The following is a 22975-nucleotide window of genomic DNA, read 5'->3' as shown; positions in this document are numbered from 1 at the left end:
ATTCGGGTGGCAGGGCATCGAGCAGCTCGTGGCGCAGGTAGTCCTGCAACAGCGAGCGATACAGCTCCGCGGCCTGCTGGGTGCCAGCCTTGAGACCAAGCATCCGTAGCAGGGTGCCGGCACACCAGCCGCGCATTTCCTGTTGCAGGTCCTGGGCGGCCGACCAGGAGGCGCCCTGGTCAGCGTGCTGGAGCAGTTGGGCAGTTTCCGCTGCGGTGAACGCCAGTTCGTTGCTGCCCAGTTCGAAAAGGTCGCCATCGAGCAGCATGCGCGCCAGCTGAAGCTGCGGCCGGCGGCGGCTGGAGATCCACCATTGCACTTGTCGCGAAGCTGACTGGATCAGTTCGTTGAGCAAGCGGTCGAGTTCTACTGCTGGGAAGCGCGAGTAGTCATCCAGCACCAGCCACAAGGGCTGCTGTTCGCGCGCCAGCAACTGGCGCAGGGTGGCGAAGTCGGAGGTTTCGCAGCCCAGGGACTCGGTCAGGCGCCGGGTGAAGTCGTTCGGCGACAGCGTTTCGCCGCGCAGGTCGAGGTAGGCCACGCGGGTGCCTTCCGGGATTTGCTGGAGGCATTCGGCCAGCAGCACGCTCTTGCCGTAACCGGCGGGGGAGCAGAGCAGGCGCAGGCGGCAGTCGCCCTGAAGCAGGGCCTCATGTAGGCGTGGGCGGGGCAGATGACCGGGTGGCAATCGCAGTGGGTGTTTGGACGGCATTGAGGCGCTCGAAGACGTCACGCAGGGTGAATTCATCCTTGCAGAGGAAAACGCAGTACGCAAAAAAGGCGGCCCCTGGGGGCCGCCGAACACAGGAGTACATCGATGACACAACAGTGCGCCGGCTGATTTCTCAGCGCACGCCAGTCTGGCGCAGGGCAGCCGGGGTGTAGTCGGCGGCCGAGGCTGTGGCGCCGAAGACGAAGCTCTGTTTTTCCTCGTTCTTCAGGCCCAATACCGAGTAGCGACCGGAGATCAGGTCGTACAGGGATTCGGCGGTGTAACCCGGCACCTTGTGGTTGTAGTACTGCTGGGCATGGCCTTCACCCACGCGCCAGAGCTGGCCACGGCCGTCGTAGTGGTCGACCTCGGCGAGCTGCCAGGTGTCTTCGTCGAAGTACATGTCGCGCTTGGCATAGATGTGCCGTTCGCCCGGCTTCAGCGTGGCCACGACGTGCCACACGCGGTGAAGCTCGTAGCGGGTCAGGTCCTGGTTGATGTGGCCGGCCTTGATGATGTCGCTGTACTTGAGCTTCGGATCATCCAGCTTGTAGCTGTTGTAGGGGATGTACAGCTCCTTTTTGCCGACCAGTTTCCAGTCGTAGCGGTCCGGCGAGCCGTTGAACATGTCGTAGTTGTCGGAGGTGGCCAGGCCATCGGCGGCGGTGGCCGGGCCGTCGTAGGCCACCTGCGGGGCGCGGCGTACGCGGCGCTGGCCGGCGTTGTAGAGCCAGGCCATGCGCGGTTCCTTGACCTGGTCGATGGTCTCGTGGACCAGCAGCACGTTGCCCGCCAGGCGAGCCGGACCGGTTACCCGCTGGATGAAGTAGAAGAGCACGTTCTCTGCCTTGGCCTTGTCGAGGTCCGGCAGGTTGGCCGGGTAGGACACCTCGTCCTCGAAGTGGACCATGTTGAAGGCGCCGTTGGCCTGCGGCTGCACGCGGGTCATGTAGCGGTGGATGTTGCCGCCGCGATAACGGGTGGTGTGGTTCCAGACCACTTCGACACCGGACTGGGGAATCGGGAAGGCGTAGTAGCGGCTTTCGAAATTCTTCAGGCCATTACCGCCATCCAGACTTTCGGTCCTTTCCGCGCTGGTGCGGATGGCTGCATAGAGCTCGTCAGGCAGGGCTGCCGTGCGGTGGGTCTTGTAGACCGGGATCTTGTAGGTGTCCGGGTAGCGCTGGAGCATCGCCAGCTGACCCGGGGTTAGTTTGTCCTTGTACTGCTGGGCATTGGCCGCGGTGATGGTGAACAGCGGCTGCTCACCCGCGAAGGGGTCGGCAAGGAAGCCCTTGGCGTCTGGCTCGCCGGCGCTGGTGGGCAGGCCGCCAGTCCATGCGGGGATGCTGCCGTCGGCGTTGCCGGTCTTTTCCGCGCCGATGGGCGTCAGACTGGTTCCGAGTGTGGCCACCTGGTCGGCCGGAGCCGCAGCCATCACGCTGGCGGCCAGCAGGGAAAGTGCCAGTACGCCCGATTGCAGGATGCGCTTTTTGTTTTTCATGGGGATCGCCTCCGGGGCTCTCAGAAGTTCACGCCGACGCTGAATGCGAGGAAGTCGCGGTCGATCGAGGTGTTGAAATCGCCACCGAAGAAGTCGGTGTACGACAGGCTGGCGGTGTAGGTGTTCTGGTAGTCGGCATCCAGGCCGAGGCTGACGGCCTTGCGGCCTTCCTCGAAGTTGCCGCCGGGACCGGGGGAATAGCCGTCGACGTCATGGGACCAGGCGATGCTCGGCTTGAGGTTCACCCCGGCGAACACGTCGTTGTAGTCCCACACTGCGCGGACTCGGTAACCCCAGGAGGTGCTGGTGGTGAAGCCGTCGTCGTTGCAGTACTTGCTGACGTTTTCGCCATTGGGGCCGACGGTGCCGGCGTTGATCGCGCGGCAGGTGTTGTTCGGCAGGGCGCCGGGGCCGTACACCGGGTCGCGGCCATAACGCGCCTGGTTGGTGCTTTCCAGGCCGCCCACATGGGTCACGCCCACTTCGCCGACCATGGTCAGTCGCTCGGCGCCCATCACCTGGTCGAAGAAGTGCACGAATGTGGTCTGCAGCTGGGTGATTTCCTTTCGGTCGTAGCCGTTGAGCGTGCTGCCCGGAATGGACGCCGGATTACCACCGAGGATCGAGAAATTGGAGAACGCCGCGAACGGGCCGCCGAACTGCGCCAGTCCGCGCACGCCGCCGTAGAGCAGGTCGGTGGTGTTCAACTGCACCGGAGCATTGGGTCGGTAGCTGACCTCGCCGCTCCAGGCCGTGCCGGTGGGCAGGGTGGTAGAGAAGCTCAGGCCGTACAGGCGGATGTCTTCAGGGTACTCGATGAAGTAGTTGCTACCGCCGGCGACGTTGGCGATGGCCACGCCCTGTCGAGCCGCGCCCGGCACCACCGGTGTCGAGGTGCCGGCGAGAACGCCGAGGGATTCACGGTAGGTGGCCTGGTTCGCAGCCTGGACGCTGAAGATCGGCGCTCGGGAGTGGTAGTTCATGAAGTAGGCGCCGAACTCGGTGTCCAGCGGCTCGAACATATAGCGGATCGCCAGGCCCCACTGGCCATCGTCACGGGCATCGCGGTCAGGGCCACGGGGCACGATCACGCCTTCGCCGGTGGTCTGGTAGCCGAAGGCGCGGCCAAAGGGCGCCAGGGCCGGGGTCAGCACCGCCAGGTTGCCGTCGCAGCCGTCGGCGACCACGTCCGGTTGAGAGAAGAAGGTGCCGCAGTTGTCGACGACGGTTTGGTCCCACTCCAACTGGTAGAAGGCTTCGGCCGACAGATTGTCGGTCAGGCTCTGGGACACGTAGAACATGTTCACCGGGATCAGGCCTTCCTTGATCTCGGCCCCGGGACGGCGGAATGCCGACACATCGATGGGGTTCACGGTGTTGATGCCGTTCTGGATGAAGGTGCTCTCGCCCCAGCTCACCACCTGTTTGCCCAGGCGCACGCTGCCCGGCATCTCGGCAAAGGTGTAGTTGTGGTGGATGAAGGCATCCAGCAGCTGGGCGCCGGCGGACTTGGCGCCTTCCTTGCGGCCGCTGTCGTCGATGTCCTTGAACGGACGCTGCTCGTCCTTCAGCTCGAAGTCGTACCAGTACTTGCCGCGCAGGAAGACGCCCGTGTCGCCGTACTTGAGTTCGAGGTCATGGATCCCCTTGAAGATCTTCGAGAAGGTCTCCCCCTTCTTGAAGTTCAGGTGCGCGTCGTCGGAGGTATGCGCCAGACCGTCGCCGCCGCTGTTGGCGCCGATGAGGTCCGGGTCGGCGCTGCGCATGGACCAACTGGCACCTACCGAGAGGGATGAATCGAACTGCCCTTCGATCTCCCCGATATTGAAGGTCACCGCCTGGGCTGTGGCGGAAAGACCCAGGGCGATGGCGGCTGCCAGTGCGTGGGGTCTGAAGTCTGCGTGCCTTGTTCTTGTAGTCATGGGGCCACCCTTATTGTTCTGTTGGCGGCCGAACGTTAATGAATCCTCCCAAGGCGGGTAACGGACGAAGTAGTGATATTCAAAGTCATACTTTGTAGTGACACGACTCCGGCGCGGCAGGTGCAGGATGCGGGGTGGCATCTCGTCCTGGTGGGGCGGCACCGAAGGCGCGCATGCCGCAGGTTGCGCATCCGGGGGCTGAAGGGCGGTTATCGTCCGATGGAAGGCCTGGGCTTCTACGTGGCGGCGCATAACCTTCCTGTAAGACCAATGTCGTCGCCACGGGGTGATCGACGACCCCCGGGGCCGTTGGCCGGGAGCAGTGCCTATGAGCAGTCGATCGTCTGTCCTGTATGGCCGGCGGCTTCGCCGGAATAACCGCTGGCCATTGGCCGGTGCCTGTCTCTGGTTGTTCCTGATGACGTTGCTGGGTGCCGAGGTGGCCGCCGGCGAGGCGCAGGGAATCCCCGACGAGGGGTACGGCCTGGAGGAGGGCAGGGGACGGACGGGCGAGGGACACAACGGCACGGGCTTATAATCGCCGGTGCAGTACTTCCAGAGTTCAGCACCCCCGCCATCTTGCTATTCGCGCTCGTGCCAACTCTGACGGACGGTTGGGGCCTTGGGCCCACATACCACCGGAGGAGAAGGGCGGTTCGCACGGCGATCCTGCACGGCCAGCGCCAATCCAGCGACCCATCCATCCGGCGGCACCTCACCTGCCGCCCGGTCACTGCCCTCGCGATAGGGCTTGCCGACCCGCCTCCTTTCTCCGCTCAGCGGCCACCTGCCATGTCCAGGGCAGATGCCTGACAGGAGGTACAGAAATGAAAAGAACAATTGCACTCGCCATTCCAGTGCTGCTGCTAGCCGGCGCATTGGCCTCCACGGCCCTCGCTGAGGACGACCTGTTGCGCTTCAGGGGTGGTATCGGCGTGCTGCCGGTTTCCAGCGGTCAGGGCACTGAAAACATTGCCACGGTCGTCAATCGCAACCTGGTGCGCGGTGTGCAGCCCGCCGGGCAGATCTGGGTTATTCGCACCTTCGAGGCCAGGGTCAGCATCACGGGAGCATTCCGGGCCGAAGGGCGGGGGCTGATCCTGGGCGGTGGCAACAACATCGGCAGGGCCACTGGACAATCGGTGTTCGCTACCCTGTTCTGCGGCGGCGTCGCGCCCTTCATTGAAAGCAGCACCGACCTGGTCGGCGTCCCCCTGACCGAGGATGGTGATTTCGTGATCAACGACGTCTTCGATCCCGTCCCACCGAATCCCTGCGACAGCCCGGTGCTGCTGATCCGCAATGCCGCCAACTCCAGCTGGTTCGCGGCAGGCATTCCGCGGGTGAGAAACAACCTGCCGGATGACATGAACGACGACCTCCCCATTCCTTTGACGCCCAGAGGCTCCACGCTCATAGCCCTCTCCCTGGCGGGAGAGGGCGTCTCGGCAGGCATCCTTCGCCGTCGGCGGCAGCACGGATATACTGGCCCACATTTCCCGACCGATCCGACAGGAGTCTGCCTTGGACTACCTCGCAGCATTGCTGGCCATTTCCGGCGTCCTGGTGCTGAGCGTCGTCAGCCCCGGTCCCAACTTCGCCATTGTCACTTCCACCGCGACCCTCAGCTCGCGCCGTGCCGGTGTGGCCACCGGGCTTGGCCTGGCAGCTGCCTCCGCCACCTGGGCGCTGCTGGCTGTCGCCGGGTTGGGGCTGATCGTGTCACAGGTGGAGTGGCTTTATCTCGGCATCAAGCTGGCCGGTGCCGCCTACCTGATCTGGCTCGGCGGCCGGATGATCCTCGGGGCGCGCAAGCCCCCGGTTCCCACGCCTGAGGCCCTCGAGTCCGGCGTTTTCGCTGCCGCCCGCAAGGGTTACCTGGTCAGCATGACCAACCCCAAGGCGCTGGCCTTCTACGGCAGCATTTTCGCCGTGATGGTCCCGGTCCAAGCGCCGGTCTGGTTCCATGCAGCCATCGTCGTCATCGCCGCCGGATTCTCCGGCCTGTGGTACTGCAGCATGGCACTGCTCTTCTCCAGCCCCGCAGTACGCAGCGGCTTCATGCGCTTCAAGGCGGTGTTCGAGACTCTGATGGGCGTGTTCCTGCTGGGCTTGGGCGGACGGTTGCTGCTCAGTCGCTGAGCACCAGGGCGAGACGTGCAGTTCCGTAGGATGCGGTGGAGCGGAGCGATACCCATCAGAGCGTGTGTCGATGCGGCCGAAGGGCGAACCTGCGGTCCGCTTGGCGATTGAAATGGCTCTCTCTGCATTACGTGTTGCAAGCAGCTGCATTACCCGTAGGAGCTGGCTTGCCAGCGAATGGCCCCGTTTCGCTGGCAAGCCAGCTCCTACAAGGTTCTTGGCCCAATGGTGAATCTCTCGCAACAGCTGACGCAGACATGGCGATTGAAATCACCTCCACAGGAAAGTCGAGTGCCCTGAGAAGGGGCATGCTGGCTACGTAGTATTACGTAGTCGTGCTTCGTAGTTGTGCGAATGTCTCCGCGGGCTCAAGGCGCCGATAGTGTCCGCTGCCCCTATCCGGGCATAAACAACAACAAAAGCCGCCGCAGGTGACCCCCAGCGGCAGGAGACAATTCAATGACTCAACTGGCTACCCGAATCGCCTGGTTCGCCGTTGCCCTGCTTGGCGCATTCGCGCTGGGTACCGTGGCACTGCGTCGGGGCGAAGCCATCAACGCCCTCTGGATCGTTACTGCTGCAACTGCGATCTACCTGATTGCCTACCGCTACTACAGCCTGTTCATCGCCAACAAGGTGATGCAGCTGGACGCCTCCCGCGCAACACCTGCAGTGCTCAACAACGATGGTCTGGACTACGTTCCGACCAACAAGCACATCCTCTTCGGTCACCACTTCGCTGCCATTGCCGGCGCTGGTCCGCTGGTCGGTCCGGTACTCGCCGCGCAGATGGGCTACCTGCCCGGCACGCTCTGGCTGATCGCCGGCGTGGTCCTGGCCGGTGCCGTGCAGGACTTCATGGTGCTGTTCCTCTCCACCCGCCGTAACGGCCGTTCCCTCGGGGACATGGTCCGCGAAGAGATGGGGCGGATTCCGGGCACCATCGCCCTGTTCGGCTGCTTCCTGATCATGATCATCATCCTCGCGGTGCTGGCTCTGATCGTGGTGAAAGCCCTGGCCGAAAGCCCGTGGGGCATGTTCACCGTGATGGCGACTATCCCGATCGCGGTGTTCATGGGCGTCTACATGCGCTACATCCGTCCGGGCCGCATCGGCGAGATTTCCCTTATCGGCGTGGTGCTGCTGCTGGCCTCCATCTGGCTTGGCGGCATAGTGGCCGCCGACCCGGTCTGGGGTCCGGCCTTCACCTTCACCGGCGTGCAGATCACCTGGATGCTGATCGGCTATGGCTTCGTGGCCGCCGTGCTGCCGGTTTGGCTGATCCTCGCTCCGCGTGACTATCTGTCGACCTTCCTCAAGATCGGCACCATCGTCGGCCTGGCCATTGGCATCCTGGTCATCGCCCCCGAGCTGAAAATGCCGGCCCTGACCCAGTTCGTCGACGGCACCGGACCGGTGTGGAAGGGCACCCTGTTCCCCTTCCTGTTCATCACCATCGCCTGTGGTGCGGTATCCGGCTTCCACGCGCTGATCAGCTCCGGTACCACGCCCAAGCTGCTGGCCAACGAAACCCACGCCCGCTATATCGGTTACGGCGGCATGCTGATGGAGTCCTTCGTTGCCATCATGGCCATGGTCGCCGCCTCGGTGATCGAGCCGGGTGTGTACTTCGCCATGAACAGCCCTGCCGCGCTGGTCGGCACCGACGTCAACGCCGTCGCCGCCACCGTCACCAGCTGGGGCTTCGCCATCACGCCGGAAGTGCTCCAGCAGACGGCGACCGATATCGGCGAGCACAGCATCCTGGCCCGTGCCGGCGGTGCGCCGACCCTGGCCGTGGGTATTGCGCAGATCCTTCACCAGGTGCTGCCGGGTGAGAACACCATGGCCTTCTGGTACCACTTCGCGATTCTCTTCGAGGCGCTGTTCATCCTCACCGCCGTGGACGCCGGTACCCGTGCCGGGCGCTTCATGCTGCAGGACCTGCTGGGCAACTTCGTCCCGGCCCTGAAGAAAACCGAGTCCTGGACCGCCAACGTCATTGCCACCGCCGGTTGCGTGGCCCTGTGGGGCTGGTTGTTGTACCAGGGCGTGGTCGACCCGCTGGGCGGTATCAACACCCTGTGGCCGCTGTTCGGTATCTCCAACCAGATGCTGGCGGGTATCGCCCTGATGCTGGGCTGCGTGGTGCTGATCAAGATGAAGCGCCAGCGCTATGTCTGGGTCACCCTGGTACCGGCCGTGTGGCTGCTGATCTGCACCACCACCGCAGGCCTGATCAAGCTGCTCGACCCGAACCCGGCCGTCGGCTTCCTGGCCCTGGCCAAGAAGTACAGCGATGCCGCGAGTGCCGGCCAGATCCTGGCACCGGCCAAGGATATGGGCCAGATGCAGCACGTGATCTTCAACGCCTACACCAACTCGACCCTGACCGTGCTGTTCCTCTTCGTGGTGCTGAGCATCCTGTTCTACGCCATCAAGGTGGGACGCAGTGCCTGGATGAAGTCCGAGCGCACCGACAAGGAAGCGCCGTTCCAGCCGATTCCGGACGCTTGAGGAGACCGCGAGCATGTTCAATGACCTCGGCCGCATGGGTAAGTACCTCGGGCAGGCCGCGCGCATGCTCGTGGGCATGCCGGACTACGACAACTATGTCGAGCACATGCAGAACAAGCACCCGGACAAGCCGGTGATGAGTTACGAGGAGTTCTTCCGCGAGCGGCAGGACGCCCGCTACGGCGGTGGCAAGGGACGGCCCATACGCTGCTGTTGAACGCCTGATGCGGTAACCTGAGCGCCACGCCTGTCGTGGCGCTCTTGTTTCCGGTCATCCCCCCCGGAGCCCAATTTTTTGTAGGAGCGAGCTTGCTCGCGAAGAACTGTTCGCGAGCAAGCTCGCTCCTGCGGGTTGAAACCTGATTTCGAGGATTGCCCCGATGTCTGCCCATCTCCCCATTCCCGTCACCGTGCTCAGTGGTTTTCTCGGTGCCGGCAAGACCACTCTGCTGAAACACATACTCAAGGCCGAGCACGGCCTGAAGATCGCCGTGATCGAGAACGAGTTCAGCGAGACGCCCATCGACGGCCAACTGCTCGGTGAAGAGCCGGTGCAGGTGATGACCCTGGCCAACGGCTGCGTCTGCTGCTCCATTCATGTCGAGCTGGAGAAAGCGCTTTTCCTCCTGCTGGAGCGCCTGGATGCTGGCGAGTTGGCCTTCGACCGTCTGGTAATCGAGTGCACCGGCCTGGCCGACCCGGCGCCGGTAGCGCAGACCTTCTTCGCCGATGAAGAGCTCTGCGAGCGCTACGTACTGGACGGCATCATCACCCTGGTGGACGCGGTGAATGCCGAGCGCCACTTGCAGGAAACCATCGCCCAGGCCCAGGTCGGCTTTGCCGACCGGATCCTGGTGAGCAAGCGTGACCTGGTGGATGAAGGCCACTTCGACGTGCTCTGCCAGCGCCTCTCACGCATCAACCGCCGTGCCCCGATCCGCGTGGTGGACCATGGCCGCATCGATCTCGCCGAGTTGCTCGACGTGCGCGGCTTCAACCTCAATGCCGATGTCGGCCCGGCGCTGACCCTGCGCCCCCTGAGTCCGGCCGGCACCCCCGATCGCATCGGCACCCTGGTGCTGAAAAGCGAGCGGCCGCTGGATATGGACCGGCTAAGCGCCTTCATGGAAGCGCTGCTGGAGGAACACGGCAATTCCATGCTGCGCTACAAGGGCGTGCTCTGCGTCGAGGGTGAGCCTCGCCGACTGGTGTTCCAGGGCGTACTGCGGCTCTACGGCTTCGATTGGGACACCGAGTGGCAGGAAGGCGAGGCGCGCGAAAGCGTGATGGTTTTCATTGGCGACCAGTTGCCGGAAGAGAAGATTCGCGCCGGGTTCGAAGCCTCGCAAGTGTGAGGTCGGCGCATCGCGAATGAATTCGTTCCCACGGTTGGGTCACGCTTCATCGATCCACCATCGGCGTCGCCCAGGTACCTGTGGTGGAAGTGAAAAGCGACTTCCACCCTACGAGAAGTGAGTGACATGCAGCTCAAGTACAAGATCGTGACGCTCAGTGTCCTGCCGCTCATCGTGTCGGTACTGTTCATCTGCGTCCTGGTGTTCGCCCAGAGCCAGAAGCTGGAGGAAGAGCAGGCCAAGCTGGTGGAGAGCAGCATCATGGCGGCCAAGAAGGCCGAGCTGAAGAATTACCTGGAGCTGGCCCTGAGCCTGATCGCGCCCCTGTATGAGAGCGGCCGCGACGACGAGGAGGCGCGGCAGCAGGCGCTGCGCATGCTGGCGCGGGCGAGTTTCGGGCTGGACGGCTATTTCTTTGTCTACGACCGGCATGGCAAGAACCTGATGCATCCCCGTCAGGCGAACCTGGTGGGCAAGGAACTCATCGGCATGAAGGACAAGAACGGCCTGCCGGTGATCCAGGCGCTGCTCGACAGTGCCGAGCGCGGCGATGGCTACCAGCTCTACGCCTGGGAAAAGCCCTCCACCCGCCAGGTGACTGAGAAGCTTTCCTATGTGGTGATGCTCGACCGCTGGGGCTGGATGCTGGGCACCGGCATCTACATCGACGACGTGGAAGTGGCCACGCTCAAATCACGGCAGGAAGTGGCCACGGGGGTGCTGACGACGGTGCTGGCCATCGCTTCGTTCTCGCTGATCGCGATACTTGTGGTGTTCACCGGCGGCCTAATGCTGAACTTCACCGAGCACCGCTTGGCCGACCGCAAGCTGTCGGCCCTCAACCAGCGCATCGTCCACCTGCAGGAAGAGGAGCGCTCACGGGTATCCCGTGAGTTGCACGATGGTATCAGCCAGCAACTGGTGTCGATCAAGTTCCAGTTCGAGCTGGCCGGCCTGGAGTTGGAGAACGGGCGGGAGAGGGGACTGGAGAACCTGCGTGCGGGCACGGCGCGCCTCGGCGAGGCCATCGGCGAGATCCGCCGCATCTCCCACGACCTGCGGCCGTCATTGCTGGATACCCTCGGCCTGTCGCCGGCCATCGACCAACTGATTCACGAATTCGAGCAGCGCACCGGCATTCGTACCCAGTACGAGCGCGGCCTTGACGATGCCAGCCTCGGCATGGACGTCCGCGTCACGCTGTTCCGCATCATCCAGGAAGCCCTGGGCAACATCGAGCGCCACTCCAGGGCCAGCGCCGCTATAATCTCGCTCGCCGCCAGCCAGGGCGCCATCGTCCTGCGGGTCGAAGACAACGGCGTGGGATTCGACACCGGGCTGGTGGACAGGAGTCACGGTATTGGCCTGAGGAACATCAGGGAACGGGTCGATCATCATCGCGGGGCATTCACCATCTCCTCTTCTCACGGCCGAACGGAGCTTCAGGTCGAGATACCCGTGCAGAGAGCTTGATCGGCTCGACTTCCAAGCGAACCAAGAGGCCGTCATGAGCTTTCCCAACCCCATCAGAATCGCCCTGATCGACGACCACGTGCTGGTCCGCGATGGCGTGAAATCCCTGCTCTCGGCAATGCCGCACTTCGAGGTGGTGGCCCAGGCCGAGTCCGGTGCCGAGGCGCTGGAGCTGGTGGCCAACACCGAGCTGGACCTGCTGCTGGTGGACGTCGGCCTGAAGGACATGAACGGCCTGGAGCTGACCCGCAGGCTGTGCAGCCTGTATCCGGGCATCAAGATCCTGATCCTCAGCATGTACGACAATCAGGAGTACGTGCGCACCTCCATCAACGCTGGTGCCTTCGGCTATGTGCTGAAGAATGCTCCCTCCACCGAGCTGATTGCCGCCATCGAGGCCATCGTCGCCGGCGGCAGCTTCTACAGCCCGGAAATCGCCCGCAAGCTGGCCACCAACGTCCGCGACGAGAACGAACTGACCCCGCGGGAGTTGCAGGTCTTGTCGATGCTCGCCAAGGGGTTGAACAACAAGGAAGTAGCGCGCGAGCTGGATATCAGCGTGCGCACAGTGGAAACCTACCGCCTCAGCATTCGCCGCAAGCTGAACATCGATACCCCTGCGGCGCTGGTCAAGTACGCCCTGGAGCATGGGCTGATCTCGATCTGAGGAAGCCGCAGGTTGGCGCCTCGCGCTGCGAGGCCCAGCGCAGCGATGCCGAGCCTGGAGCGTTGGGCTTCGTTCCTCTGCCCAACCTACGGCAGGACCGGTCTAGAACAGCGCCATCTGCTTGTCGATCAGTGACGCGAAATCATCCCCCACGAAGGGCAGGATTGCGTCCGCAATGGGTTGCAGCTGTCGGGTCAGATAGTGGTCGTAGTCGATGGCCGAGCGGCGCGTCTCCAACGGTTCGGGGCCGTTGACCGTGATCAGGTAACTGATCCAGCCGCCGTTCTGGTACTGGCGCGGGCGGCCCAGGCTGTCGTTGAAGTCGTCGGCCATGCGCGCTGCGCGGACGTGGGGTGGTACGTTGCGGGTGTAGTCGTTGAGTTGGCGGCGCAAGCGCTTGCGATAGACCAGCTGCTCGTCCAGCTCACCGGCCAGGGTCCGTTGAACGTAGTCGCGCACGTAATCCCTATACGACTGACGGTTGAAGATGCGCTGGTAGAGCTCCTGCTGGAACTGCTGGGCCAGTGGCGACCAATCGGTGCGAACTGTTTCCAGGCCCTTGAAGACCATTTCCTGGCTGCCGTCGGCACGCTTCACCAGGCCGGCGTAGCGCTTCTTGCTGCCTTCCTCTGCGCCACGGATGGTGGGCATCAGGAAGCGCTGGTAGTGGGTTTCGAACTGTAGCTCCAGGGCGCTCTCCAGTCCGTATTCCTGTTGCAGGTGCTCGCGCCACCATTGGTTGACCTGCTGTACCAGGCTGCGGCCGATGTGCGCGGCTTCGCTTTCCTCGTGGAGACGCTTGAGCCAGACGAAGGTGGAGTCGGTATCGCCATAGATCACGCTGTAGCCCTGGGCTTCGATCAGCTCGCGGGTGCGACGCATGATCTCGTGGCCACGCATGGTGATAGAGGACGCCAGGCGCGGATCGAAGAATCGGCAGCCACTGGACCCGAGCACACCGTAGAAGGCATTCATGATGATCTTCAGCGCCTGGGACAACGCCTTGTTGCCGTCGCGCTTGGCCTCATCGCGGCTCTGCCAGACTCTCGCCACGATGGCGGGCAGGCTGTGCCGCGTGCGGGAGAAGCGTCCCCCGCGAAAGCCGGGAACGGAGTGCTCGTCATCCGGTTGCCTGAGGCCCTCTATCAGGCCCACCGGGTCGATCAGGAAGCTGCGGATGATCGACGGGTAGAGGCTCTTGTAGTCCAGCACCAGGACCGACTCGTAGAGACCGGGTCGCGAGTTCATCACGAAACCGCCCGGGCTCGCTTCGGGTTTCTTCTCGCCAAGATTGGGTGCGACGAAGCCCTGGCGATGCATCAGCGGCATGTAGAGGTGGGTGAAAGCCGCTACCGATCCGCCGCTGCGGTCGGTGGCCAGGCCCGTGACCGTGGCCCGCTCCAGGAGGAAGTGGAGCAGTTCGGTTTTCTCGAAGATGCGGGTGACCAGCTCGCAATCCTTGAGGTTGTAGCGCGCCAGGGCGGGTTTGTCCTCGGCGAACATGCGGTTGATCTCGTCCATGCGCTGGTAGGGCGTGTCGATCGCCTTGCCTTCGCCAAGCAGTGCCTGGGCCACACTTTCCAGGCTGAAGGAGGGGAAACTCCAGGTTGCTGAGCGCAGGGCTTCGATGCCATCGATGATCAGCCGTCCGGTGGCCTCGGCGAAGAAGTGGTTGTTGCCGCTGCCGTGCTCGCGCCAGCCCATGGGATCGCCGCCTCGTCCCAGGAGCAGCGGTACCTTGAGTTTCTCGGCGTGGGCCTGCAGCACGCGCAGGTCGAACTGCACCAGGTTCCAGCCGATGATTGCATCCGGGTCGTGTTCAGCGAGCCATTGGTTCAGCGCCTCCAGCAGCGCGGCGCGGCTGTCCCGGTAGTCGAGCTGGAAGTCGACCTCGCTGGCATCGCCATTGGCCGGGCCGAGCATGTACACCTGGCGTTGGCCGCAGCCTTCCAGGGCGATGGAATAGAGTTCGCCGCGCTCGGTCGTCTCGATATCCAGCGACACCAGCCTGAGCTTCGGGCGGTAGTCGGGCTCTGGTTTGAGCTGGGCATCCAGCAGCACGCCGTTGGCGTCCGGGGTGCCGCCAAAGCGCACGGGCGCGGTAATGAAGCGCTCCATCAGGTAGCGTTCCGGCGGGCGGATATCCGCTTCGAAGACATCCACGCCGGCCTTGCGCAGGGCCTTGTCCAGGCGCATCAACTGGCGATGCTGGTTGCAGTAGAGCCCTAGCACCGGCCGATGCTGGAAGTCGCAGAGGGCAAGGTCGCGCAGCTCCACGTCGCGCTCGCCGGCCAATACCGATTCGGCGCGCTCGCGTTGCACGGCGGGAATGAACGCAACGGAGGTCTGAACCGGCAGGCGCACCTGTCGCGGGCCAGCATCGGTGGCCAGCCAGAATTCGACTTCCGTGCCCTCCGGCGTGTCCCGCCAGTGCCGGGTCAGGACGAACCCTTGCTGTAATTCCACCACCGCTACCTCGGAACCTTTCTTCACCGCGGGATTCTACTCGTCATCGTTCCGGCGCGCGCGCCGGGCGAGGCGCGGCTGATAATTTCTGTTCGACATGAAGAAATTTAGCTAAGCCATTGAATTGACAGCATACGCCCTGTCTGAAGAACCTGATTTTTCCTGGCCAGAGAGGGGGCTTTTCTTTATGCTCCCCGGCCTTTTTCACCCGTCCGGGAGACGACCCCATGCTGGACAATACCCTCGTACAACTCGAACAGCTCGTGACCGAACTGCTGCAGCAGAACCAGGCCATCGCCGACGATAACGCACGTATTCGCGCCGAGCTGCGCAAGGCCCGCGAAGAAAACGACAGCCTGCAACTGTCGATGATGGAGCAGGAAGAGAAGAGCAACGCCGCCGCCGAACGCCTGCAGGCCCTGGTCCGCCGCGTCAGCGAGAGCCGCGCCAGCGCATGAGTACCGACAGCGTCCGCGTGCTGCGCATCCTGGGGCGCGAGTACAACATCAAGGCGCCGGCCGGCGAAGAGCAGGTGCTGCAGGACGCGGCAGCAATGCTGCAGGCGGAGATCGCCTCCAACAAAAAGAAATTCCCCTACGTCACCGCCAATGAACTGGTGGTGCTTTCTGCGCTCAACCTTTGCGCACGCCAGCTGAACGCCGCCGACACCCCCCACGATGCGGCGGACGTCAGTCAGCGCCTGGCCAGGCTGAACCGGCGAATTCGCGCGCAGCTGGACAGCGTCGGTTCCTGAGTTGTCCGCAGGTGCCACTTATCCTGCTAGGTCGTAGTGGGAGCGATTTCAATCGCGAATGAATTCGCTCCTACAAGGTAAACGCTCCACGAGGAACTAAGAGCGAACCTGCGGTACGCTTGGCGATGGAAATCGCCCCCACAAGTGCTGTGCCGGGGATTGGCCATTTTGTGGGGACGAATTCATTGGCGAAAGGACGGCCAAGCCGTCCCCTCGGCACGGGGTCAACCGATGACGCGGAAAATATCGGCGCGGTTGATCTCGGTGCGGCCATCTTCGTACCACACCGGAATCGCTTCCTTGAGCAGTTCCTTGTCGCCATCGAGCTTGAACGGCTGGGTGTAGCGTTTCTTGCGATAGGCGTAGATGTAATAGGTGCCTTCGCGATAGAGGATGCGGTCGAAGGTGTAGAAGCCGATGTGCGACCCGTTGCAACGGGCAGTCAGCACAACGTCGCCTTCCTCGTAGGGCAGGGCGCCCTCGGCGCACTCGTAGGTGAAGAACTCGCGGACATCGTCCCAGGCCACGCCATCACTGCTGGATTTCAGGTGATCGCGGGCTTCGTCTTCGGACTGCTTCGAATGGTCGCTGTACCAGATGAACAACGGGATGCTCTGGTTGGTGTCATCGCCCAGCCAGCCTTCGCTGTCCAGGTATTCGGCGGTACGCGCCAGACCCGCCTGCATACGGCGATGGTTCTGCTTGTAAACGTCCAGCGCATCTTCAAAGGCCTGGGCGTGGTTGCAGGCCATTACGCCTTCGATGCCCTTGATCGCCTGGACGCGTGCCAGGTAGGCGTCGTACAGGGCGGCGTCGGTGATGACGGTGCAGGTATCGCGCACAAGGCTGACGCCGACCTGGGTGAGGTTGGCGCTGCCGACGATGACGACATCCGGCTCGATCAGGTAGAGCTTCCAGTTCACGCTCGCCTGGTAGCGGAAGTCCACCGTCAGGGCCAGATCAGGATTGGACTCGTTGAGGCAGTGTTCGATGAAATCGGGGGCGGTCAGCGAGTTGATGGTGCCAACCAGAATATCCAGCTGGTTGCCATTCTCGATCAATTGGTCGATCAGGGGCTCAGTGCCGCTGGCGAAGGCAGAAACTATCGTGATCTTCTTTCCGCTCAGTTCGCCCAGATAGGTTTCAAGGCTGTCTTCGTAATCCAGAATTTCCATACAGTCTCCAGCGACATCTGTTTCAGCAATTCAGCCATTTTCGCACAGGCAATGCCATAAACCAGAGTCCGAAATGCTTCGCGGACCCGCTGATCGTCTCGGACGCACGTTGAGTCGTCCAAAACACCAGGCAAGAAGCTGCGGATGCTGGAGTTCCTGGTCTCAACCGTTGCTTTCGGCGAACTCGCGCAGGGCGTCGCCGTCCAGGCGATAGCGCACCCATTCGTTCTGGGGCCGGGCGCCGATGGAGTGGTAGAAGTCGATGGCGGGTTGGTTCCAGTCCAGCACGCTCCATTCCAGGCGACCGCAGTCGTTGGCGCGGGCTTCGCGGGCGATTTCCCGCAGCAAACGGCGGCCTGCGCCAATGCCGCGCTGATCTGGCGTGATGTAGAGATCTTCCAGGTAGATGCCATTGCGGCCTAGCCAGGTGGAGTAGCTGTAGAAGTACACGGCATAGCCGATCGGCTGGCCGTCTTTCAGGCACATCAGCGCGCGGGACGGCGCGTTGTCGGCGAACAGGGTGCGGCGGATGTCTTCGACATTGGCGATGACCTCGTTGCCGGCCCGTTCGTAAACCGCCAGTTCGATGATGAAATCCAGGATCTGTTGGGCGTCTTCAGGCCTGGCGGGGCGGATTTCGATGGTCACGGGGAGTCTCCACGGGTAAGTGATGCCGCCATGCTAGAGCCTTTGATAGAGTGCATGAAGTGCATTTGTATCATTGGAAAGTGAATATCATGCATTCCGCTCTGCGCCGTCTCGACCTCAACCTGCTCCTGGCCTTCGACGCCCTCTATCGCCATCGCAGCGTCACCTCCGCCGCCGCCGAGCTGGCCATCAGTGCTTCGGCCTTCAGCCATGCCCTGGGCCGGTTGCGCGAGGCGCTGAACGACGAGCTGTTCATTCGCCAGGGCAACCGCATGCACCCGACTCACCGCGCCGAGCTGCTGGCGGAATCCGTGAGCGGCGCCCTGAAGACCCTCGCCGAGGGGCTGGGACAGTGGGAACCCTTCGACCCGGCCAGCAGCCAACGCACGTTCACGTTCGCCGCCACCGACTACACCGCTTTCGCCTTGCTGCCCTCCTTGATGCAGCGTTTGCAGGTGGTCGCACCGGGAATACGTGTGCGCCTGGTGCAGTCCGAGCGCAAGGTGTCCATCGAAGACCTGGCCAGCGGCCGCATCGATTTCGCCCTCGGCTACAGCGAAGGGCGGGATCAGTTGCCTGGCGGGGTGGAAGTGCTGGACTGGCTGAGCGACCGCTACCTGGTCATCGCCCGGCGCGCCCACCCACGGGTGCGCGGCACCCTCGATGTCGCTGGCTACCTGGCGGAGCGCCACGTCGTGGTAACGCCCTGGAACGAATCCAGCGGCGCTATCGACCATGTTCTGGAGGGGATGGGGTTGCAGCGAGAAGTGGCGGTGCAACTGCCTACCGTGATGGCAGCGCCGTTCATCGTCGGCAGCACCGACCTGCTCATGACAGTGCCCGGCCATGCCGCGCGTACGCTGCAGCAGGTGGCCGGTGTCGAACTCTTTCCGGCGCCTTTCGAGATCCCGCCCTATGCGCTGCGGCTCTACAGCCACGCCAAGTACGCGCGCAGTGATGCCCACGCCTGGATGCTGGAGCAGTTGCGCTCTCTGAGGGTCCGCTAATCTTGCCCTAAGACCCGGCCTGTGGAGGGCGAGGGCGTGATTGTGTTGGCGAGTGTGTTTCTTGCCCTGCTGATGGGCTTTGCCGTGCAGCGTGGTGGCACCTGTATGGTGGCCGCACTGGAAGACGTGGTGAACAAGCGTCGATGGGCACGCTTTCGCGCGTTGCTGGAAACCTCTCTCTGGGTGCTGGGTGGATTCGTCCTGCTGCGGGCCTTCGATGTCCTGCCGATGGTTCCCATGGGCCGTGCATTGCACTGGCATGCGGCATTGGGCGGCGCGTTACTGGGAGTCGGTGCGTTCATCAATGGGGGCTGCGCCTTTGGTGTAGTGGCGCGGATCGGCTCCGGGCAATGGGCCTGGCTGGCAACGCCGCTGGGCTTTCTTGCCGGCTTTGCCCTGGCCGGCCGTATTGTCGGCATGACCTCCGCCATGCCAGTGGCGATTCCCGACTGGCTGGAGCAGGTGCCCATTGGCCTGGTCCCGATGATCATTGCGGCGTTGGTGGCGCGCCTGGGCTGGTTGGCCTGGAACCGGCACAACGGCGCAGTTCAAGCAACGATCTGGTCTCCGCACCACGCCACCATCGTTCTCGGCGTGGCCTTCCTCCTGCTTTTCGTTTGCGTCGGCGCCTGGGCCTACACGGACATCCTTGCCGAGATGGCCACCGGTCGGTTCATGGAGCTGGGCCTGCGCGGTTTGCTGTTGCCGGCGATGTTCATTGGCGCGTTGCTGGGTGGCTGGAGCGCCGGGCTCTGGGAGCACCGCTGGCCGACACCCCTGGCCTTGCTGAAATGCTTCGGGGGCGGGGTATTGATGGGGTTCGGCGCTACCCTGGTGCCGGGCGGCAATGACAGCCTGATCCTGTTCGGCATGCCGCTTCTGTGGCCGAACGCCTGGCTGGCGTTCGCCTGCATGTGCGTGGTGGTGGTGCTGACGCTGTGGCTGGCGAGGCTGGGAGGAGGGCGACAGCGGTGAACAGGGCGGATCGGCGCACCCTACGAGAGCAAGATCAGCCTCGAGCCGTTCACCAGACATGAAAAAGCCCGGCAATTGCCGGGCTTTTTCATTCAACGGGTGCGGTCTCAGGCAGCGTGATCGAACGCCTTGCCCTTGGCCTTGCGTTCCACCTGCTTGCGGCAGGCTTCACCAAAGGCTTCGAAGATCTTCACCGAGTCGGGGTTCTTCGCGGCCTGCCATTCCGGGTGCCATTGCACCGCGAAGAGGAAGGGCGAAAGGTTTGGTGCGTGAATGGCTTCCACCAGTCCGTCTTCAGCGCGGGCGATGGCCTCGATGCCCTTGCCGAGGGTTTTCAGGCCCTGGCCGTGCAGCGAGTTCACCTGAATGGTGTCGGTACCCAGGACCTTGTGCAGCCAGCTGTTCTGAACCACACGCACGCTGTGCGCCGGGGCGTACTGGACGTCCACCGGATCTTCAGTGTTTTCGCGGTGGTCGTTGAAGCCGGGCTCGGCATAGACCTTCTGGTACATGTCGCCGCCCAGGGCGACGTTGATTTCCTGCATGCCACGGCAGATGCCGAAGATCGGCAGGCCGCGCTCGATGGCAGCACGAACCAGGGGCAGGTCGAAGAGGTCGCGATCCTTGTCCTGACCTTTCTCCGGCGTCAGGTTCTCCTGGCCGTAGAGGGTCGGGTCGATGTTGCTGCCGGCACCGGTGAGGTAAACGCCGTCAGCCATATCGAGGTACTGCTGGAGGTCTTCGGTGCCGCAGCAGGTGGGCACGAGGACCGGTACACATTCGGAGATTTCTACCAGCGGGACGATGTACTTGTGGGTCATCACCTGGTAGTCGTGGCCCTTGCGTTCCTGGGCGCCCATGGACATCAGGACGACCGGTTTACGAGTGGTCTGTTTCTTATTGCCAATGTTGCTGTTGGACATATTTCACCTTGGGACAGGCTCAGCCTATCGTTGCTGTGCAGGCGCGCCAGTCAGTTCCAGCGCTACCTGAGATCTCGAGCACTGCCGGCAATCGGCGGGCGATTTCCGGTCGAGACCTGCTATATAGCCTGCCAGAGCCGTTTAATATGTCAAACGAAGCCGACGAAAAACGTAAAAAATAATGGCCGATTTTTATCGGTTTTTAATTGTTAACTGATTGATATTTATAGATATTTTCTAGCAGATAAAAATATTTTCTGGTTCAGCATCTAAAACGAGTGTTCAGAATGCTGGACCATTGCGCCCGACATGGGAGCCTCGTCCTAGAGGGTCGTCGCCTTGCCCTGGCTATCCAGCTCGAACACCTTGTTGCGCATCAGCCGCTCCCTTAACCAACGCTTGGCTTTGCCCCGGCCTTGCCGACGCGGCCAGATCAGGTCCACGCCCACCAGCCAGTCCGTATGGGGATAGGCCACGAGATCCAGCTCCATCAGATCACCGACGGCCAGCTCCCGATGGATCAGTTGGCGGGGCAGGGTGGCCCAGCCGAGGCCGGCGCGCACCATCTCCAACAGCGCCATATAGCTTTCTGCCTGCCATAACTGGGTGGAACGCAGGTATTCACTGCTGGGCAGTTTGTTGGCGTGGGCACTGAAAGCCAGTCGCCTATGGGCGTGCAGGTCGGCAAAACTGACCTGGGCCAGCTGCGCCAGCGGATGTGAAGGGTGGGTGACGTGCACCATGATCAGCTTGCCCAACTGCTGGAACTCCAACTCCCGTGGGTATTCAGGCTGGGAGAAGGCGATGCCCATCTCGACTTCGCCCTTCTGCACCATGCCTGCCACATCGCCATACACCGGGTGGCGGACGACCAGGTCGACATAGGGAAAAACCTGCTCGAAGTCGCGCAGTACCGGCATCACGGTGTTGTAGGGCACCTCGATGGCCAGCGTCAGGCTCGGCTCGGTCTCCACTGTCAGGCTGTCGGCATGGCCTTCCAGAGCCAGGCAACGCTCCAGTACAGCCTCGGCCTCCAGCAGAAGCTTCTGACCGGCAGCGGTCAGTGCGGGAATGCGCGTGGACCGGTCGAACAGCTCCACGCCCAGGTCGGTTTCCAGGTTGGCGATGGCGGCACTGACCGTCGACTGCGTGCGCCCCAGCCGGCGCGCCGCCGCGGAGAAGGAGCCCGCCTGGGCAACGGTGACCAGCACCTGCAACTGATCCAGTGAAAAACGCATGGCGAACTTCCATTGATCCATCGATAGAAACGATGGTTATTCATTTGTTCCATCGTCAGCAAGCAGGGAATATGCCCCGCAGCCAGCACTGCCTCCTCGAATCGCTGGGCAACCCACACCCAAGAACAAGAACACGTTGCTTTGCAGGAGTACCTCCATGAACCATCCGCACCCGGTGGACCAGCTGCTTCCCGTTCGCCAGCTCGTTACTTACGGCCTGCAACATGTGCTGGTGCTATATGCCGGCGCGGTGGCCGTGCCTCTGATCCTCGGCAGCGCACTGGGGCTTTCCAGCGCCGAAGTGGTGTTGCTGATCAACGCCAACCTGCTCACTTCGGGCATTGCCACCCTGATCCAGACCCTCGGTTTCTGGCGCTTCGGCGCGCGCCTGCCGCTGGTGCAGGCCTGCTCCTTCATCGCGCTTGCGCCGATGATCATGATCGGCAAGTCCTACGGACTGACCCAGGTGTTCGGTGCGGTGATCGCCGCAGGGGGCATTACCATTGCCCTGGCACCCGTGTTCAGTCGTCTGCTGAGGTTCTTCCCGCCGGTGGTGATCGGCAGCCTGATCACCATCATCGGTATTTCGCTGATGCCGGCGGCGGCCATCTGGCTGGGGGGCGGCAACCCCGGCGCGGAGGATTTCGGCAAGCCCGCCAACTTGCTGCTCGGTCTTGCCACGGTCGCCGTCACCCTGGTGATTCATGCGCGATTCTCGGGCTTCGTCGGCAATCTCAGCGTATTGATCGGGTTGTTCGCCGGTAGTTTGATTGCCGCTGCCTTCGGTATGACCGACTTCGGCCGGGTAGGGGAGGCGGCCTGGTTCGAACTGTCCATGCCGATGGCCTTCGGTGCCCCGGAATTCTCCCTGACGCCCATTCTGATCATGACCCTGGCGATGCTGGTGATCATGGCCGAGACCACTGGTAACTGCCTGGCCATCGGCAAACTCACCGGCCGCACCATCACCCAGCGCACCTTGGGCGACGCGTTCCGCGCAGACGGCCTGTCCACGATGATCGGTGGACTGTTCAACAGTTTTCCCTACAACGCCTTCACCCAGAACACCGGCCTTATCGCCCTTTCCAACATCAAGAGTCGCTTCGTGGTGGCTGCCGCGGGTGGACTGATGATCCTCATGGGGCTGTTTCCCAAGCTCGGCGCGCTGATCGCCGCCGTGCCCACGCCAGTGCTCGGCGGCTGCGCCATCGTGATGTTCGGCATGACCACGGTGGCTGGCATACAGGAGCTGTCGCGAGTGCGCTTCGAGGGCACCCGCAATGCCCTGGTGGTAGCAGTGTCGGTGAGCGTCGGCGTGCTGCCCATGTCCTTTCCGGCCCTCTTCGAACACTTCCACGGCGCGCTGCGCCTGGTGCTGGAGAGCGGCATCTTCCTCGGCGCACTGAGCGCCATCGTCCTCAACCTCCTGCTGAACCGGGAGGCGTCCGCCAGCCAGGGCGAAACCGCCAAGCTGGCCGACTGATTCGCGCATTCGCG

The 22975-nt window shown here is 63.0% G+C and carries 19 protein-coding genes; 11 read left to right on the top strand and 8 right to left on the bottom strand.

Annotated elements, in window-relative coordinates; translation table 11 throughout:
• Positions 1-845: 845 nt before the first annotated feature.
• From SA496_RS13455 to SA496_RS13445, 3 genes are all read right to left on the bottom strand, one after another.
• Positions 846-2216 (bottom strand): DUF1329 domain-containing protein, encoded by a 1371-nt coding sequence (locus SA496_RS13455; RefSeq protein ID WP_120650765.1) that lies wholly within the window; start codon positions 2214-2216, stop codon positions 846-848.
• A gap of 20 nt (positions 2217-2236) precedes the next feature.
• A complete protein-coding gene (locus SA496_RS13450; protein ID WP_330115560.1) occupies positions 2237-4138 on the bottom strand; it encodes a DUF1302 domain-containing protein in 1902 nt (633 codons plus the stop codon).
• Between the two features lie 866 nt (positions 4139-5004).
• Positions 5005-5634, bottom strand: coding sequence for a hypothetical protein (locus SA496_RS13445; RefSeq protein WP_330115559.1), 630 nt, complete (start codon positions 5632-5634; stop codon positions 5005-5007).
• A 28-nt stretch (positions 5635-5662) separates the two neighbouring features.
• Here SA496_RS13445 and SA496_RS13440 point away from each other — a divergent pair, with 28 nt between their 5' ends.
• From SA496_RS13440 to SA496_RS13415, 6 genes are all read left to right on the top strand, one after another.
• Positions 5663-6280, top strand: a complete 618-nt coding sequence (locus SA496_RS13440) for a LysE family translocator (RefSeq protein WP_330115558.1) — start codon at positions 5663-5665, stop codon at positions 6278-6280.
• 459 nt (positions 6281-6739) lie between these two features.
• The gene (locus SA496_RS13435; protein ID WP_120650775.1) at positions 6740-8797 is read left to right on the top strand and encodes a carbon starvation CstA family protein; all 2058 of its coding nucleotides are present in this window, start codon (positions 6740-6742) and stop codon (positions 8795-8797) included.
• Positions 8798-8810: 13 nt separating this feature from the next.
• Positions 8811-9014 (top strand): YbdD/YjiX family protein, encoded by a 204-nt coding sequence (locus SA496_RS13430; protein WP_120650776.1) that lies wholly within the window; start codon positions 8811-8813, stop codon positions 9012-9014.
• A gap of 163 nt (positions 9015-9177) precedes the next feature.
• Positions 9178-10152, top strand: coding sequence for a GTPase (yjiA, locus tag SA496_RS13425; RefSeq protein WP_120650778.1), 975 nt, complete (start codon positions 9178-9180; stop codon positions 10150-10152).
• 126 nt (positions 10153-10278) lie between these two features.
• Complete coding sequence (locus tag SA496_RS13420; protein ID WP_330115557.1) at positions 10279-11625, top strand: cache domain-containing protein; 1347 nt, start codon at positions 10279-10281, stop codon at positions 11623-11625.
• Between the two features lie 34 nt (positions 11626-11659).
• On the top strand, positions 11660-12292 hold the full coding sequence (locus SA496_RS13415; protein WP_120650782.1) for a response regulator: 633 nt from the start codon (positions 11660-11662) through the stop codon (positions 12290-12292).
• A 102-nt stretch (positions 12293-12394) separates the two neighbouring features.
• Here the strand turns inward: SA496_RS13415 and SA496_RS13410 are convergent, their stop codons facing one another.
• Positions 12395-14758, bottom strand: coding sequence for a DNA polymerase II (locus SA496_RS13410; protein WP_120655181.1), 2364 nt, complete (start codon positions 14756-14758; stop codon positions 12395-12397).
• A 227-nt stretch (positions 14759-14985) separates the two neighbouring features.
• On the opposite strand from SA496_RS13410, the gene SA496_RS13405 reads away from it, so the two are divergent.
• Positions 14986-15216: a hypothetical protein gene (locus SA496_RS13405; RefSeq protein WP_120650785.1), complete on the top strand. Its 231-nt coding sequence runs from the start codon at positions 14986-14988 to the stop codon at positions 15214-15216.
• A complete protein-coding gene (locus tag SA496_RS13400; protein ID WP_120650786.1) occupies positions 15213-15512 on the top strand; it encodes a cell division protein ZapA in 300 nt (99 codons plus the stop codon). Before SA496_RS13405 ends, SA496_RS13400 begins: the two co-directional genes overlap by 4 nt.
• 224 nt (positions 15513-15736) lie before the next feature.
• Here the strand turns inward: SA496_RS13400 and SA496_RS13395 are convergent, their stop codons facing one another.
• Together SA496_RS13395 and SA496_RS13390 are read right to left on the bottom strand one after the other, a co-directional pair.
• Entirely contained in the window at positions 15737-16687 is a 951-nt protein-coding gene (locus tag SA496_RS13395) for a phospholipase D family protein (RefSeq protein ID WP_120650787.1), read from the bottom strand.
• Positions 16688-16849: 162 nt separating this feature from the next.
• Positions 16850-17335, bottom strand: coding sequence for a GNAT family N-acetyltransferase (locus SA496_RS13390; protein WP_280359532.1), 486 nt, complete (start codon positions 17333-17335; stop codon positions 16850-16852).
• Positions 17336-17424: 89 nt separating this feature from the next.
• Between SA496_RS13390 and SA496_RS13385 the strand changes: the two genes are divergently transcribed.
• On the top strand, positions 17425-18342 hold the full coding sequence (locus SA496_RS13385; RefSeq protein WP_120655182.1) for a LysR family transcriptional regulator: 918 nt from the start codon (positions 17425-17427) through the stop codon (positions 18340-18342).
• Positions 18343-18378: 36 nt separating this feature from the next.
• The gene (locus tag SA496_RS13380; protein WP_330115556.1) at positions 18379-19317 is read left to right on the top strand and encodes a YeeE/YedE thiosulfate transporter family protein; all 939 of its coding nucleotides are present in this window, start codon (positions 18379-18381) and stop codon (positions 19315-19317) included.
• A 107-nt stretch (positions 19318-19424) separates the two neighbouring features.
• On the opposite strand, the gene SA496_RS13375 is transcribed toward SA496_RS13380, so the two are convergent.
• Together SA496_RS13375 and SA496_RS13370 are read right to left on the bottom strand one after the other, a co-directional pair.
• The gene (locus SA496_RS13375; protein WP_120650790.1) at positions 19425-20240 is read right to left on the bottom strand and encodes a gamma-glutamyl-gamma-aminobutyrate hydrolase family protein; all 816 of its coding nucleotides are present in this window, start codon (positions 20238-20240) and stop codon (positions 19425-19427) included.
• Positions 20241-20563: 323 nt separating this feature from the next.
• Positions 20564-21478, bottom strand: coding sequence for a LysR family transcriptional regulator (locus SA496_RS13370; protein ID WP_120655183.1), 915 nt, complete (start codon positions 21476-21478; stop codon positions 20564-20566).
• Between the two features lie 157 nt (positions 21479-21635).
• On the opposite strand from SA496_RS13370, the gene SA496_RS13365 reads away from it, so the two are divergent.
• The gene (locus SA496_RS13365; RefSeq protein WP_330115555.1) at positions 21636-22961 is read left to right on the top strand and encodes a nucleobase:cation symporter-2 family protein; all 1326 of its coding nucleotides are present in this window, start codon (positions 21636-21638) and stop codon (positions 22959-22961) included.
• The last annotated feature ends 14 nt before the right edge of the window (positions 22962-22975 follow it).

Source organism: Pseudomonas sp. JS3066 (assembly GCF_036328175.1).
Lineage (GTDB): Bacteria > Pseudomonadota > Gammaproteobacteria > Pseudomonadales > Pseudomonadaceae > Metapseudomonas.
The sequence above is the reverse complement of the archived record's forward strand: the minus strand, read 5'-3'. Positions and strand labels throughout refer to the sequence as shown.

Bases quoted from the DNA above. Each gene is read 5' to 3' on its own strand.
- SA496_RS13455 (WP_120650765.1), bottom strand. From the start codon at position 2,216: ATGAAAAACAAAAAGCGCATCCTGCAATCGGGCGTACTGGCACTTTCC.
- SA496_RS13450 (WP_330115560.1), bottom strand. From the start codon at position 4,138: ATGACTACAAGAACAAGGCACGCAGACTTCAGACCCCACGCACTGGCA.
- SA496_RS13445 (WP_330115559.1), bottom strand. From the start codon at position 5,634: ATGTGGGCCAGTATATCCGTGCTGCCGCCGACGGCGAAGGATGCCTGC.
- SA496_RS13435 (WP_120650775.1), top strand. From the start codon at position 6,740: ATGACTCAACTGGCTACCCGAATCGCCTGGTTCGCCGTTGCCCTGCTT.
- SA496_RS13430 (WP_120650776.1), top strand. From the start codon at position 8,811: ATGTTCAATGACCTCGGCCGCATGGGTAAGTACCTCGGGCAGGCCGCG.
- yjiA (WP_120650778.1), top strand. From the start codon at position 9,178: ATGTCTGCCCATCTCCCCATTCCCGTCACCGTGCTCAGTGGTTTTCTC.
- SA496_RS13420 (WP_330115557.1), top strand. From the start codon at position 10,279: ATGCAGCTCAAGTACAAGATCGTGACGCTCAGTGTCCTGCCGCTCATC.
- SA496_RS13415 (WP_120650782.1), top strand. From the start codon at position 11,660: ATGAGCTTTCCCAACCCCATCAGAATCGCCCTGATCGACGACCACGTG.
- SA496_RS13405 (WP_120650785.1), top strand. From the start codon at position 14,986: ATGCTGGACAATACCCTCGTACAACTCGAACAGCTCGTGACCGAACTG.
- SA496_RS13400 (WP_120650786.1), top strand. From the start codon at position 15,213: ATGAGTACCGACAGCGTCCGCGTGCTGCGCATCCTGGGGCGCGAGTAC.
- SA496_RS13395 (WP_120650787.1), bottom strand. From the start codon at position 16,687: ATGGAAATTCTGGATTACGAAGACAGCCTTGAAACCTATCTGGGCGAA.
- SA496_RS13385 (WP_120655182.1), top strand. From the start codon at position 17,425: ATGCATTCCGCTCTGCGCCGTCTCGACCTCAACCTGCTCCTGGCCTTC.
- SA496_RS13375 (WP_120650790.1), bottom strand. From the start codon at position 20,240: ATGTCCAACAGCAACATTGGCAATAAGAAACAGACCACTCGTAAACCG.
- SA496_RS13370 (WP_120655183.1), bottom strand. From the start codon at position 21,478: ATGCGTTTTTCACTGGATCAGTTGCAGGTGCTGGTCACCGTTGCCCAG.
- SA496_RS13365 (WP_330115555.1), top strand. From the start codon at position 21,636: ATGAACCATCCGCACCCGGTGGACCAGCTGCTTCCCGTTCGCCAGCTC.